At 42.7% G+C, this 15895-nt stretch carries 7 protein-coding genes; 4 read left to right on the top strand and 3 right to left on the bottom strand.

The features are described from left to right. On the bottom strand, positions 1-6742 hold a 6742-nt coding region (locus JIG37_RS19425; protein ID WP_199530109.1), incomplete at its 3' end, for an Ig-like domain-containing protein. Positions 6743-6986: 244 nt separating this feature from the next. Between JIG37_RS19425 and JIG37_RS19420 the strand changes: the two genes are divergently transcribed. The 4 genes from JIG37_RS19420 to JIG37_RS19405 all read left to right on the top strand — a co-directional run bounded on the left by JIG37_RS19420 (position 6987) and on the right by JIG37_RS19405 (position 13238). After that, the gene (locus tag JIG37_RS19420; RefSeq protein ID WP_244664416.1) at positions 6987-8999 is read left to right on the top strand and encodes a TolC family outer membrane protein; all 2013 of its coding nucleotides are present in this window, start codon (positions 6987-6989) and stop codon (positions 8997-8999) included. Positions 9000-9071: 72 nt separating this feature from the next. Further along, the gene (locus JIG37_RS19415) at positions 9072-11210 is read left to right on the top strand and encodes a type I secretion system permease/ATPase (RefSeq protein WP_199530108.1); all 2139 of its coding nucleotides are present in this window, start codon (positions 9072-9074) and stop codon (positions 11208-11210) included. After that, positions 11207-12628: an HlyD family type I secretion periplasmic adaptor subunit gene (locus tag JIG37_RS19410; protein WP_199530107.1), complete on the top strand. Its 1422-nt coding sequence runs from the start codon at positions 11207-11209 to the stop codon at positions 12626-12628. Before JIG37_RS19415 ends, JIG37_RS19410 begins: the two co-directional genes overlap by 4 nt. A 22-nt stretch (positions 12629-12650) precedes the next feature. Beyond that, positions 12651-13238, top strand: a complete 588-nt coding sequence (locus tag JIG37_RS19405) for a response regulator transcription factor (RefSeq protein ID WP_166341764.1) — start codon at positions 12651-12653, stop codon at positions 13236-13238. Here JIG37_RS19405 and JIG37_RS19400 read toward each other — a convergent pair. Together JIG37_RS19400 and JIG37_RS19395 are read right to left on the bottom strand one after the other, a co-directional pair. Next, positions 13235-15193 (bottom strand): LapD/MoxY N-terminal periplasmic domain-containing protein, encoded by a 1959-nt coding sequence (locus JIG37_RS19400; RefSeq protein WP_199530106.1) that lies wholly within the window; start codon positions 15191-15193, stop codon positions 13235-13237. The genes JIG37_RS19405 and JIG37_RS19400 overlap by 4 nt on opposite strands. Next, complete coding sequence (locus JIG37_RS19395; protein ID WP_138600306.1) at positions 15187-15894, bottom strand: transglutaminase-like cysteine peptidase; 708 nt, start codon at positions 15892-15894, stop codon at positions 15187-15189. The genes JIG37_RS19400 and JIG37_RS19395 overlap by 7 nt, the downstream gene beginning before the upstream one ends. Between the last annotated feature and the right edge of the window lies 1 nt (position 15895).

Below are 15895 nucleotides of genomic sequence, written 5' to 3'. Positions count from 1 at the left end.
GTGGAATGGTGTCGACTTCACCACTGTCACTGGCACTGCTGTTATTACCTGCTGCATCACTGATACTGGCACTGACTGTGTAGTTGCCATCGGCTAAGGCTTGCCCTGCTTCGGCGCTCCAATTACCTGAAGCATCAGTGGTGACTGTCACGGTATGGCTGATACCATCAGCATCGGTAAAGGTCACGGCGAGTGAGGTATTGGCTAAGTCTGAGGTGCCAGTGACCGTCGGCGTATTGTCGCTGGTCAGTGCTGGCGCATCAATGCTAATCGTTGGTGCCGTCACATCAATGGTGCCTGTTTCAGTATCGCTGCCTTCGTTACCCGCCGCGTCGCTCACGGTGGCCACCACGGTATAATCACCTTCAGCTAATGCCGTACTTGGCTCAACAGACCAACTGCCATCCGCTTGCACCGTCGCTGTCGCACTTTGTACATTACCGGCACTGTCAGTGATAGTAAGCAGCACTAAGCTGCCCACAGCCGCTCCGGTGGTTTGCCCACTAATGAGCGGTGTCACATCATTACTATCGGCCAAGGTATCAAGGCTAATCGTCGGTGCGGTAATGTCGATTTCACCAGTGGCACTATCGGTACCAGTATTACCTGCCGCATCTGAAACTTCTGCTTCAATAGTGTAATTACCCTCGGCAAGTACTTCAGTTGCAGCAACTGACCAGCTTCCGTCAGCACTAGTAATAGCAATTAAAGTTTGAATATTACCAGCACTGTCGGTAACCGTTAGTCTAACCTCAGTACCTGCAGGAACGCCTGAGCTTTGTCCTGAGAATACTGGGGTTGTATCATTTGTGATATTTTGAGGATCGATGAATACACTTGGTGCTGTGGTATCGATATTACCCGTTGCGGTGTCAGATCCTTGATTTCCTGCAGTATCTTGTACTGTAGCAACAACAGTAAATTCTCCTTCAGCAATTGCTACGCTTGGCTCAACAGACCAGCTGCCGTCCGCTTGAACAATCGCTGTCGCTGTTTGAACATTACCAGCACTATCGGTGATTTCTAAATTAACAAGTGTACCTGTTGCCACACCATTCGCTACACCACTGATCAGCGGTGTTACATCAGCACTATCTGACAATGGATCAACACTAATAGTAGGGGCTGTTAAATCAATTAAACCGGTTGCCGAGGTTGAAGCAGAGTTTCCAGCAACATCACTCACAGATGCTTCGACAGTGAAGCTTCCTTCAGCAATAATAACCTCAGCATCAACAAACCATGATCCATCAGCTAATGTGGTAGTAGTTAAAGTTTGGGTATTACCCGAACTATCTGTTATTAATAAAGTTACCTGCGTGCCTTGCGGTACACCTGTTGTTTGACCCGTTAGAGTAGGTGTAACGTCATTTGTATCAGCAATAGCATCAATGCTAATTGTAGGCGCAGATAAATCGATGATACCTAATTGAGAGTCGCTCGCTTCATTGCCTGCATTATCTACCACCTCAGCTAATACAGAATACTGTCCTTCAGCCAGCGCATTGCTAACTTCTGCTGACCATGAACCATCTTGCGAGATAACAACAGATGCTGTCTGAACGGCTCCTGCACTGTCAGTAATTGTGAGTGTTACGACACTACCAGCCGCCAAACCTGACGTCTGACCCGTAATGATCGGAGTTACATCGTTGCTATCTACTAAGGCATCAATACTGACTGTCGGCGCTGTTACATCAATTACGCCTTGAGCAGCAGCATCACTGGTCAAGCCATCAACTGTTACTGACGCATTAACAGTAAATGTGCCTTCACTTAAAGCTTGCTGTATCTCTACACTCCACTGACCATTCAGCACTGTTGCAGTAAGCTGTTGGCTGTTGTTATTACTGTCTTCAACAATTATAGTTATGACGCTGCCATTAGGGGCATCTGAGGTGCCACTTATAGCTGGCGTTGTGTCATTGGTTTCGTTGATTGCATCTATTGCAATGCTAGGCGCAGCACTATTTAAAATAAAGCTATTCGTTGCTTGGGCCTGATTGCCTGCAGCATCAGTTATTGACGCTGTAACATTGATGTTGCCATCGTCTAATTCTGCAGGCACATCCCCAGACCAACTGCCATCAGCATTAACGGTTGCGCTAAATTCATAGCTGTTAATACCATCTGAGACAACAACCGTAACGATACTACCCGCAGGCTCATTCGTTTGTCCGCTAATTGTAGGCGTTGTATCGTTGACCGTTCCCAAATTGTCAATCGTAATAATTGGAGCAGTGAGATCAACAACACCGTTTTGAGTGATTTGCGTTTGATTGCCAGATTCATCCTCTACACTTGCTGTCACCGTGAACGCCCCTTCAGCTAGAGGCGTAGTAGGGCTGATTGACCAGCTTCCGTCCGCAGCCACAACCGCAGAAAGCGTTTGTACCACGCCATCGCTGTCAGTAACGTTGACAGTAACAATACTGCCTGCAGTGACATCAGTTGTGCCTGTGATCAACGGCGTACTGTCATTAGTCAAAGGATCAAAATCTAACGTTAATAAAGGATTAATTCCATCGAACGTACCAACTTCAGTATCCGTGCCTGTATTACCTGCATTATCAGTGATGCTGGCTGTTACAGTAAATTCCCCTTGCGACACTGCACTTGTAACAGGCACTGCCCAATTTCCATCAGCATCAACAGTTGTCGTATAGGTTTGGCTATTATTTTGAGAGTCGACAACAGTAACTGTTACTGTATTACCTGCCGTCGCTCCTTGTGAGCTGCCTGAAATTAGAGGCGTACTGTCATTGATAGCGCCTATGGTATCTATGCTAATAAGCGGTGCAGTCGTATCAACCACTGCGGTGATCGAATCATTTGCGGTATTACCAAATTGGTCGGTAACAGTGGCATCAATCGTAAACTCACCCTCTGCAAGTTCATCTGATACATTGATACTCCAATCTCCATTTGCATCAACTGTTGTTGTAAATGTTTGGCTTGGACCCGAAGCAGGAATAATCACCACCGTGACCACATCACCTGCTGTTGCATTTAATGTTGAACCTGAAATACTGGGTGTTGTGTCGTTTGTTTCGCCTAACGCATCAATTAAGATAGTTAAAGATGAACTATCCACCGTACCCGTTTCTGAATCCGAGGCTTGATTACCAGCTAAGTCAGATACCGTAGCGGTAACCGTGTATTGCCCATCAGCAAGGCTGCCTGGTACGTCTGCACTAAATACACCATTATCATTAGTGATTGCAGTAAACGTCTGACTATTGCCATTTGCATCTGTGACAACTAAAGTGACCGGTGTGCCTGCTGCAACGCCTTGCACTGTACCTGAAATTGTAGGTGTGTTGTCAGCACTACTTCCTAAGTTATCAAGGCTTATAATTGGCGCGGTTAGATCAATGATCCCTGTCGTCGTATCTTGAGCTTGATTACCAGCAGGATCACTCACTGTTGCGGTAATTGTAAACTCACCCTCAGCCAACACTTGATTTGCACCAACTTGCCAGCTGCTATCTGCATTAACTGTGGTCGTCAGTATTTGCTGATTTCCATTACTATCAACGAGTATGATCGTAACAACCGAGCCAGCATCAACCCCTGATACAACACCTGAAATAATGGGTGTAACATCATTAGAATCGTTAAACTCATCAATTGTGATGGTAGGTGCAGTTAAATCAATCACACCCCTTTCAATGTCTTGTGCGCTATTTCCTGCTTCATCTTGAGTTTGCGCAACAACAGTGAACTCGCCTTCAGCTAGCTCTTGATCAATATTAATCGACCAGCTGCCATCGGCATTTGTAACAGTTGCAAATACTTGTGCACTCCCATTACTGTCGGTAACCGTGACTGTAACTGTGCTACCAGCATTTAACCCTTGTGTTGTGCCTGATATTGTCGGCGTGGTGTCATTACTATCAGCAATTGCATTAATATTAATAATTGGTGCAGTTAAATCTATTGTGCCAGTTGCTGTTGCTGAACTGGTGTTACCCGCTTCGTCGCTTGCGCTTGCAGTGACAGTATAATCTCCCTCAGCAAGCTCATTTAAAGTTTCGACTTGCCATACACCTTGTGCATTTGTGGTGGTTGTTATCGTTTGCACAACACCATTACTATCTGTAATGACTAACGTAACTGTCGTTCCTGCTGGTACATCTGCAACAGATCCTGAAATTAGTGGAGTTGTGTCATTAGTATCATTTAAAGGATTGATTGAAATAGTAGGATCGGTTAAATCAATGACCCCTATTTCTGTTGCTGTTGCTGTATTACCCACTTCATCGGTTACTGTCGCGGTGACTGTGAATTGACCTTCAGCCAATGCAGTACTTGCTTCAACAGTCCAATTACCGTTTGCATCGGTAATAACTTGTAAAGTTTCAGTCGCTCCATCACTTCCTGTAAATGTAACAGTAACGACTGCGCCTGGTTCAACATCTTGTGTTGAACCAGATACACTTGGAGTCGTGTCATTAGTATCAATAATGAAATTAATACTGACTGTTAAATCTACATTACCAATCGCGGTTGCTTGTGCTTCATTGCCTTGAGGATCTAATACCGATGCGACAACTGTAAAATCTCCTTCAGGTAAAGGTTCTGTCAATTGAATAGACCAACTTCCATCAGCTTGAGTGATTGCGAGTAAATTAATAACCCGCCCATCACTTGCTGTAATTGTCAGCGAAATTGTCGTTCCAGTAGCTACGCCATCGGTTTGCCCACTCAGCAATGGTGTTGTGTCATTACTATCAGCAATAGAATCAATTGTGATTGAAATAGGAGAAAATGCGACGGTACCTGTCGTATTTGCAGATGCTGAGTTACCCGCAGCATCACTAACGGTAGCAATTGCCGTAAAACTGCCTTCAGGCAAAGGGCTTATTGCATCAACACTATAACTGCCATCAGCAAGAACAAGCGCCGTCAACGTTTGCGACTGACCATTACTATCAACAACTTGTATTGTAACTTCGGTGCCCTCTGGCACCCCTTCAACTCGCCCGACAAAGGTTGGCGTTGTATCATTTGTATTGGCAATAGCTGTTAACGTTATGTCAGGAGCCGTCAAGTCAACAACCCCTTGGGTGTCAGCTTGGGCAGTATTTCCGGCTGCATCAGTTACGGATGCACTTACGTCAAAAATCCCTTCAGCAAGATCTGCGACAACATCTAAACTCCAATTCCCATCAGCATCGGTTACCGTTGTCAATGTTTGAACTTGACCATTAATATCAGTGACAACAACGGTAACAAGTGTGCCTTGTTGAACACCAACAACATTACCACTGATATTTGGCGTAGTGTCCTGCGTATCATCAATTGGCGTGATACTAATCACAGGCGCTGTATTATCAATAACACCTGTGGTCGTTGCTTGCGCCTCATTTCCAGCAATATCAACGGCTGTTGCAGTTACAGTAAACTCACCTTCAACAAGTGCATCAGGCACATCAACGATCCAACTACCATCTTCAGCAACAATTGCAGTTACGGTCTGCACTGTATTATCTGCGCCAGTGATCACGACAGTGATTTCACTACCAACAGTGACTCCACTTACCGTTCCTGAAATAGTTGGCGTGGTATCATTTGTTTCGCCGATGGTGTCAATACTTATAACGGGAGCAGTCAGATCGACTAGACCATTTTCACTATCACTGCCTTCATTGCCAGCCTCATCAACTGCCGATGCAACGACTGTATAAAGCCCCTCAGCAAGTGCTTCAGTCGTAATACTCCAACTTCCTTGATCATCTACTTGCGTCGCTATTACCTGAACTTGTCCTGCGCTGTCTGTAACAGTGATAGTGACAGTATCACCACTGCTGATACCAGACACTGTGCCAGTAATTAGTACATTTTGAATCGCTGAATCAGTAAGTGTATCAATCGTTACAACTGGCGCGACAGTATCAATACTTGCGCCAATATTATCTGATACAGGGTCACCATTTGGATCAAGAGCAACCACATCGACAGTGATTGGACCATCAGGTAATGGGTCAAGTGGTGGGGTTACAAAAGTACCATCTGGTTGGACCACAACAGTCACAACTTGGGTATTACCATTCGCGTCGGTTACTGTCACCGTGACCGTTTGTCCTACTAGGTTTTCAGATGTACCTGATATAACTGGTTGTGGATTATTAGTAAGACCTAATTCATTGACACTCAATGTTGCAATTAACTCATCACCTGGTACAACACCATCGGTTGTATCTCTAGGAGAGAAAATGCCAGTGTTATCAGCGTTAAAGCTGTCATCAAATGCTAAACTAGATGGATCGATACCTTCAGCGATACGTGCTAGCTCTACAAACGAGGTGCCTCCGCCAGATGCAGCACCACCGCCTCCACCAGCAGCCGTCGCCTCTAAATTATCTAAAATGTCTCCCCCCCCTTCAAGCGCATCTAAAAAATCACTGATATCAGTGCCTGTTTGTTGCTCTGGGGTTGGTTGATTGGGTTGATTTAAACTTGCAATGGCTTCGTCGATACTATCATCGAAAAGGGTATTCTCTGAGTTATCTTGCGTCTCTTTTGCTAGCAAGTCAGGGGTTATAGTCACTGATTTATTGGCAGGGATCGCCAACGACTCTCCTTGTACATCAATTAATATGGTCGAGTTATCTGCGGTAACAACAGTATCACCTACCGTTATCACATCGCCAACTGAGAGGGCTTTTATAGAACCATCCGCTTGCACTAAGCCTGCAGAACCTTGTACATCAATAACCAGTAATTGATTTGCGTCCATTTGCTTTTCCTCAAACTATGAGTAATACATTTGTATAACTTAAGCTTAGCCAGCAAGTAACACTTTGTTACTGGACTATGGTACAGGTGAACACTAAAAAACAGCACTATTTCACTAATATTCGAATAAACAAAACAATTAATAAAAAACTAAAAGCAACACAAAAGTATCATTTGCAGTATTTGAAATTGTTGGCTAAACCTTAACTTAGCGTGAATAAAATTTAGTCTAAAAAGAGGATCATATGGCTATAAGCAAGCAGTTCACTAGCAAAAAGCTCAGCGCTTTACTTATTTTAATGTTTGCAGCGAATGGAAGTGTATTCGACGCACAAGCAGAACAAACCTCTGTAATGCCTTTGCATTATGTATCTGATAAAGCAATTTCATCTAACCCAGAAGTACAACAAGCTTGGCATGCATTTAAAGCATCAATGTATGGCATTGATGCTGCTCGTTCAGGTTATTTACCAACCGTCGATGTATCAGCGAGTGCAGGTTATGAAAAACGTAACTACGGTATTGAAGATGAATACAACCGCAATACCGCAGAGCTCACATTGGGGCAAATGCTATACGATGGTTTTAGAACATCGAACACAGTTAAGCGCTTTGAACGAATTCAACTGATACGTTATTTTGAACTACTTGATCAAGCTGAAAAAATTGCACTTCAGGCAAGTATTGCTTACCTAGATGTGCAAAAGTTCACTGAGTTAGTTGAGCTTGCTGAAAATAACTTAAAAGAGCACGAGGCTGTCTATCAGCAAATAGAGCAAAGCGTTGGTGCTGGTGTTGCTAGAGCAGCAGATCTTGAACAAATTAATGGTCGCCTCTCGCTTGCGCAATCGAATGTTATGACAGAGTATGCAAACTTGCATGATGTAAGTGCTCGCTATTTACGCATTGTTGGAGAGCTGCCAACAAAAGGAACTGCAAAAGCAAGACTAAGTGATGATGCAATTCCCATCACCATCAATCAAGCACTTGATATAGCTTACAAAAGCAGCCCTAACTTTTACGCGTCTCTGTATAATATCGAAGCGCAAAAAGCGAATGCTGATTCACAACGCTCCGCATTTCATCCTAATGTAGATTTATCTGCACGCTACGGAATGCAAGATAGAGATGAGTTAGGTTTAAATGAAACTCGCTCTGAGGCAAGAGTTGGTATAGATATTCGCTACAATTTATACAATGGTGGCTTAGACAGTGCGAATCTTGATCAAGCCTATCAAGAGATTAATGTTGCTAAATATCAGCGCGACCAAACCTGTATTGAAATTAGACAAAACCTTCAAGTTGCTTATAACAATGTGCAGGTTTTACAAAATAAGATCCCTTCTCTTGCTAGTCATAAAGAGTCATCTAATAAAGTAAAATATGCCTATAAAGACCAGTTTGATATTGGCCAAAGAACGTTACTTGATGTGCTTGACGCTGAAAATGAAGCATTTCAATCAAATCGTTCTTATATCGCGGCTCTATATGACAGACAGTCAGCTATTTTAACTATGCTTGCGGAGATGGGTAAATTACTCGACACGCTCAACGTTACATCCGACAAGTTTCCAAAAATTACAGAGTTAACTGATGACCCAATTGCATTAAATGCAGACAGTATTTGTCCAAAATTTGATGTAGCTGCAACGATTGGCAGACAAGCATTCTTGCAGAAAAAAAAACAGCAAGATAATGCATATATGACAGTAACCGCTATGCCTAGCTACTTAACTATGCCGGCAACTACTGTCGAAACAGCTACGACATTTGCCGATGATGATAATGATGGTATCGCAAATGCGCAAGATGAATGCCCATCTACGCCTGCATTTACGGAGGTTGATGAAAAAGGCTGCACAAAGTATCGAAGCAACACGAGTAATGTAGAGATTGGCATTCCTTTTCTCGCAGACTCAAGTGTTGTGCGCCCTCAGTATATGCAGGAAATAGCTCGACTTGCTGATTTCTTAAAAGAACACCCCAACAAAAATGTTGAAATTCAAGGGCATGCTTCCCTTGAAGGACCAGCCCTTTACAATAGAAAGCTCTCTGAAGAACGCGCATCTTCGGTTGCTGAGATATTAATCCAGCAATACGGTATTGCCCCAAACAGAGTGAAATCGCTTGGTTATGGTGTTGATCAACCAAGAATAAATGAGATTTCAGTTAGAGCAAATGCTGCAAATCGTCGCATTGAAGCAGTGATAACCGACGCAGGTAGCCGCCCAGCAGTCATGAAAGATGGCTGGTCGTAAAGCTCATGGTGAATTTAATACCAATTCGCTTAATTTAGTATTTTTGCACATTGGTATAAGTATGGATATTGTATGCAAGAAACTGATGCTCAAGATCATGGTGGCAGCCTTGTTGACTGTTTAGAAACGCTATGCCGCTATCATGATCGAGAATTTTCTCGTGAAACATTATTAAGCGGTTTACCCCTTGAGAACGGCTTATTGACTCCGTCAGGTTTTTCACGTGCCGCTAAACGTATAGGCTTTAAAACTAAAATTGTTCACAAACCCCTATGCGACCTTAATACAGCTTTGTTACCTGCGGTGTTAATCCTAAAAGGTAATAAAGCCTGTGTAATTACTGAGCTTGATATCGAAAACGACAGCGCTGAGGTCATCTACCCTGAATTAAATGACTCTGCCGTTAAAATCAGTATTACAAAACTTGCTGATAGCAGCACAGCAATGGTTATTTATGCACAGCCCGAATTCGCTTTTGACGCACGCTCCCCTGTACTACAAAAATTAGCTAAAGATGGCTGGTTTTGGGGAGTCATCAAAGAGTGCCGAAGTTTATACAAAGATGTAGTCGTTTCTGCCATTGCATTAGGCGTATTATCAATTGCGATGCCGCTTTTTGTTATGAATGTGTATGACCGAGTTGTACCCAATCATGCAGTAGAAACCCTATGGGTGCTGGCAAGCGGTGTTTTAATTGCACTCACCGCAGATTTTATTTTACGGTTAGTTCGAAGTTACTTTGTGGAGCTGGCAGCAAGTCGTATTGATGTCAAAGTTTCAGCTGTCATTATGGAACGCGTACTTGGCATGAAACTAAAAAACCGCCCCGCTTCTGCAGGTTCGTTTGCAAGTAATATTCAATCATTTGAAGCGGTCAGAGGCTTCTTTAGCTCTATGACCCTTATTGCGCTTGTCGATTTACCTTTTGTTTTACTCTATTTAATCGTAATCGCGATCATTGGCGTCGAATTGAGCTTACCAATAATCGTCGGGGCTTTGATATTGCTCTGTTACGCATTAGCAGCCCACCGAAAGCTTGAAAGCCTCTCAGAGCAAACAATGAAAGCAAGCTCTATGCGCAATGCAATTTTAGTTGAAAGCTTAACTAATATTGAAGATGTAAAAAGCTTTCATAGTGAGTGTAAAACTCAGTCCAATTGGGAGAAATCAACAATTTACATTGCTCGCGTTAACGCGCAAAGCCGCTTAATTTCATCTTCTATCAGCAATGCAGGTTCATGGGTTCAGCAATGTGTTGGGGTCATAATTATGATGGTTGGCGTACATCTCATTATTTCCGGTGACCTCACTCAAGGAGGGCTCATTGCAGCCTACTTACTTTCGTCGCGTACTATGGCTCCAATTACCCAATCTGCTGCTGTGCTAGCTCAGTTTCATCATGCCGCAATTGCAATGCATTCACTCAATGAAATTATGGATAATGAAGTTGAACGCCCTGCCGGCAAGCACTGGCTAAGTCACCCAGTACTACTGGGTGATATTGAATTTAATGATGTTCGGTTTAAGTACTCTCAAGAAAGCAATGAAGCATTAAGTGGTGTTAGCTTTAAAATAAAGTCTGGTGAAAAAGTAGCGATTCTTGGTCGCAATGGCTCTGGTAAAAGCACAATTGAAAAATTAATTCTCGGCCTATATGAACCAACTTCTGGCAGTATCTTAATAGATAATAATGATATCCATCAGATCGATCCTGCCGAGTTACGACATAACATTGGCTATGTACCACAAACAATTTCTTTATTTTTTGGCACCCTTAAAGACAATATCACCCTTAGTGCATGGCATGCTAAAGACGAGCAAATTTTATCTGCGTGTCAACAAAGCCAATTATTTGAGTTAATAAACTCACACCCAGATGGTTTTGACCTACAAGTGGGTGAACAAGGCCGGCTACTTTCTGGCGGGCAGCGCCAAGCTGTTGGGATTGCACGTGCGCTTCTGAACAACCCGCCCATCTTACTGATGGATGAACCCACATCAGCACTTGATCACAATAGCGAAAGTAAAATTATTAACAATATCAAGCGCAACTGCCAAGAGAAGACCCTAATTGTCGTCACTCACAGAACCTCATTACTCGAGCTGGTAGACCGCATCATTGTACTTGATAACGGCAAAGTGGTTGCTGATGGCCCCAAGGCACAGGTGTTATTGGCTTTAAATAACCATACAGTAGGAAAAGTATCATGAGTAATAAAAACTTACCTATTGAACAGCGCTCATTTGAACATCTAAACAAGGTGCTGGAAAAGCAAAAAGCAAAACGTCCCTCTATTTTCTCTAAGCTTTTTTCCGGTTGGTTATCACCGCCAAATAGTCAAGACTGGGTCGTTGACGCACAATGGGAAAAAATGCAGCAACAACCAGCAAGTGCCCGATTACTGCTTTACATTATCTGTATCAGTATTGTTGCGCTTATTGTTTGGTCGGGATTTGCTCATCTCGATGAAGTAGCCAGAGGAGAAGGCCGTGTAATCCCATCTCACAAATTGCAAATAGTGCAGTCGTACGATGGTGGTATGGTCGAGCAGATATTTGTACGTGAAGGACAAGTTGTTAATGCAGGTGATGTTTTAATAAAAATTGATCCCACACGGTTTATTTCTTCATTTAGAGAAAACCAAGCTAAGGTACTGTCTTTGACTGCTAAAGTTGAGCGATTAAAAGCTCTTACGCAAAAAAAACCTCTGCTATTTACTGCCAGCTTGATAGAGCAAGCACCGGACGCGGTTCTACATGAACAAGCTATTTTTGAAAGCAGTAACAAAGAACTTGAGCAACAGGTTACCATTCATAAACGCCAATTAGAGCAGCGTCGACAAGATTATGCCGAAGCTAGGGCTGCATTACAGCAACACACGAATTCATTGAGTTTAGCTAACCGAGAGTTAGCAGTAACTCGCCCCCTACTTCGCACAGGTGCGGTATCAGACATAGATATAATTCGCTTAGAGCGCCAAATTGTTGAACATACAGGTGAAATAAATCGAACAAAAGCGGCAATAAATCGTAGCCTATCAGCTATAAATGAAGCAAAAAACAAAGTCACCGAAGTTGAGCTTGCCATGATAAATCGCTGGAGTAATGAGCTATCAGAAGCCTTACTCAGGCTTGATGCAATGAAAGAAACTGAGTCTGGACTTGCTGATAAAGTTGCACAAACGGAGATCCGCTCCCCCGTCAATGGAACGGTTCAACGCCTATTAGTCAACACAGTTGGCGGAGTACTCCAACCTGGCAGCGACGCAATTGAAATTATTCCACTCGATGATCAATTGGTTGTTGAAGCTAAAATTCTACCTAAAGACATTGCTTTTTTACGCCCAGGTCAAGCTGCAATGATTAAATTTAGTGCTTATGATTTTGCGATCTATGGCGGCTTAGAGGCTGAAGTTACTCATATCAGCGCTGATACGATTACAGATGACAGAGACAATACATTTTACTTAGTGCAGCTTAAAACAAATCGTAATCACTTTGCAGACAACCTAACCATCATTCCGGGAATGACTACACAAGTCGATATTATTACCGGTAAAAAAACGGTTCTTGAGTATTTATTCAAACCAATTTTGCGTGCAACGTCGCTGGCAATGAGTGAACGCTAGCGGGCTTTTTAATGGAGTAATCATGCGTCGCAGTATTTTTATTACACAAGATGATTTGCAATCGCCTCACTGGCTAAATGCATTTCCAAATTGCGTAATTCAGACAGCCTGTCCTAAGAAATTATTAGCAGACACATTAGTCTGGTTACTTGCAGACTCTGCGGATTGGCAAGTGCAGCTACAAAAATTAACCGCACAACGACTACCCGTGATTGTGATGACAACTCAGCTGGATATTCAACAACTGTGTGATGCACTGCAACTTGGTGCACGCGGATACATTGAAGCATTTGCAAACAAAACTGTCATCGAACAAGTTGCTGAAACCGTTAACGCCGGTGGAATTTGGCTTCCTGGGCAATTACTTTCAAACTTGGTTGGCGTGTTATCAGGACAAGCAATTAACTATCCGCATCAATGTGATCTGAGTTCTCTCACCAAGCGTGAAAAACAGGTTGTTGATGAAGTTATAAAAGGTGCAACCAACAAACAAGTCGCGCAAGTTTTAAATATTACTGAGCGCACTGTCAAAGAGCACATGAGCTCAATTTTTCATAAATTAAAGGTACGCGATCGAATGCAATTAATGCTTGCTGTGAAGGGTCATTAAACTGACTCTTCAACCGCAACAACACCATCAAAACCAAGCCCTTTTAAGGTTGATTGATCACTTGGGTTTTTAACCCCTTCAGCAACAACCTTAATCCCTAGCGAGTGAGCTAATGAGCATACCCCTCTCAAAAAGCTTTGGTTTGAGTCATTAAAACTAATGTTATGACAATAAACGCTATCTACCTTTATCATCTCAAGGCCAAGCTCTTGGATTTTAGTTAATTTTGTAAACTCAGCCCCAACGCGTTTTAACGCAACTTTTGCACCTATGCTATGCACCTGACTGCAAAAACGCCTGAATAACGGTAAATCTTTAATGGCAGTGTTTGCTCGTACCTCAAAGCAAATTCGCTTAGCAAGTTCAGGGTAAGCACACAATCCTGTCAAAATTGACGCTACGGCCATATCATCATGTAAGGTACCTGCTGAGAGCTCCATCCCCAGCAAGGCACCGTCTGTTAACTCACCATATTGCTTAATCATCAATTTCATTAGGCTCCAATCAAGCCGCGCTAATAATTGAAGTTTGTGCGCCCATTGATAGTAAAATCCTATTCCGTACTTCTCTCCTTTGAGCAATAAACTCAGTGAAATTTGTTGTTGTAGAAGAACGTCGCTGAACGAGGTAACGGGATATAATGCAATTTCTAGTTGGTTTTCTTTTAATGCTGATTCTATCGTTTCTCGCCAAAAATTAAGGTCATCATTTCTAAGCTCAGCAGTACCATCTACAGTAAAGTGGGCATTACAACCAGGCTTTGAAATCGCCACTTTTAATAAGCTATCAACCCGTTTTAACAGCGCTCCTCGCGTATCGTTGGTAGTAACTAAACTGCAACTATGAGATACAGCAAGATCCACCTGTGCGTACTGAGCAACTAATTGCTGATGAGACTGCAAAATATTGTCACTCAACAGTGTTAGATCACTCACATCAGAAAACAACACCAAAAAGTCGACATGCGACATTCGCGCAATATGGCTCTCTCTAAAGCTATCTTCATTAGACTCTAGAAATGCAACTAACGACTGCGAGAAAAGACGTAAAAACTCGACCATCTCTACACGTCCAACTTGCTCTGTTAGCTCCTCAAGATTAACCACCCTAAAAAGGAATAATGCGCCATGCCCTTGTGTATTATCTAAAAAGGTATCTAAGGTCGCATTAAAATACTCACGATTTGCAAGTCCAGTCAGGTCATCGTGCTGGCTCTTAAAACGCATTTCTTCAAGCCTTTGACGGTCTTCTTTCACAATGCGGCTAAAACGTGTAGATAGTAAGTTCATTGAAGAAACTAATTTGGCAAACTCGTATGTTCTAGGCACCTTTGATTTAATAAAGCGCTTTTCTCCTAACGCTATTGCTTGGCGCATTACATCGCTCAAAGGGCTTAAAATTTTCGATAAGAAGTAAGCGCTCGCTATACAAGCAACAACTGCAACAGCAAGAAAGCTAAAAAACAAATGCACCGAACTTTGCCAAAGCGCATCTTGTGTATGTTGACTATGACTTTCAACATATAAAGTACCATATTGCTGCCAACCATCACTGACAAGCGCAATGCCGGGTGCTACTTCAAGAGAATATAAATGGCGGAACCAGCTCGGTGCATCAAGCACTAACTCGCCCTTAAATGCACGTTTTATAATAGTCTCACCATTCGGATCTTTTAATTCAATACGTTGGTAATAACCTGTATCAAACGACGCCGAAAGAAGCAGTTCGATTTCCACCGGGTCCTTATCCATTTGACTCAACATTAGCGCTAATGAATTTGCATTATCTACATTTTTCATTTTAAGTTCGGCTGTAAAATAGTCTTTTGCCGAACTTGTACTAATCAGCAAACTGCTAATAAAGCCAATAATGATCACCACTAAAATGGCAATCCATAACTCTTGTTTCAAAGTAATGGTTTTTTTGCGTTTAAACGCTTTAATTATATTCACCATTTAACTCCTTCTTTACGAGTTTGCTCTAAAATATGTCGCCAACGTGATAGTCTCGCTGTCGGATCGGCTACGCTTTGTGCTGAATTGTTAGCCCAAAGGCCCTTACTGTTAAAGCTGAAAACAGGACTAAGATCGGTGCGCTTTGCAGCAGGCAACACTTTTACGATTAAGCTGTCTAAAATAAGTGGTTGTGCATTGGGTTGACTGTAATAACCCAACACCATGTGGGCTTGGGTCTTCCTAGTTCCAGGTAATTGCGCTTTAACATAAATCAATCGGAGCTTGGTATCGCTTATACCCAAAGCGCGTAAGCTGACGTACTTAGCAATAGCGTAATCTTCACAATCACCAAGCCCTGTTCCCATTGTTTCTAGTGGGGTTGCCCAATAATCATTTTGTTTCCATAGCTGGATATCAGTTTGATAACGTAAACTACGCGCAAAAAAATCATTAACGACCAAAATTTGCTGTTGTTCAGGAAGGTTTTGAGCATGCTGCAACATGCCTTGCCATTGCCTTGCGACAGTAACTCGAGTGGCGCCGTAGCGTTGCTGCATTTGTTGAATAAAGGTTGAAAACTCGATCACTAAGCGCTCAGCTAAAGCACCGCTAGTGACGCAAAATAGAATGACAATTAAAGAAGATAAAAAGCGGTAACGCCCAATAAAACGACAAGCAAAGATACAAGCCTTAGATAACATA

It is taken from the genome of Pseudoalteromonas sp. bablab_jr010 (genome assembly GCF_016464105.1).
Classification (GTDB): domain Bacteria; phylum Pseudomonadota; class Gammaproteobacteria; order Enterobacterales; family Alteromonadaceae; genus Pseudoalteromonas; species Pseudoalteromonas simplex.
This window is presented reverse-complemented; position numbering and strand designations above follow the sequence as displayed.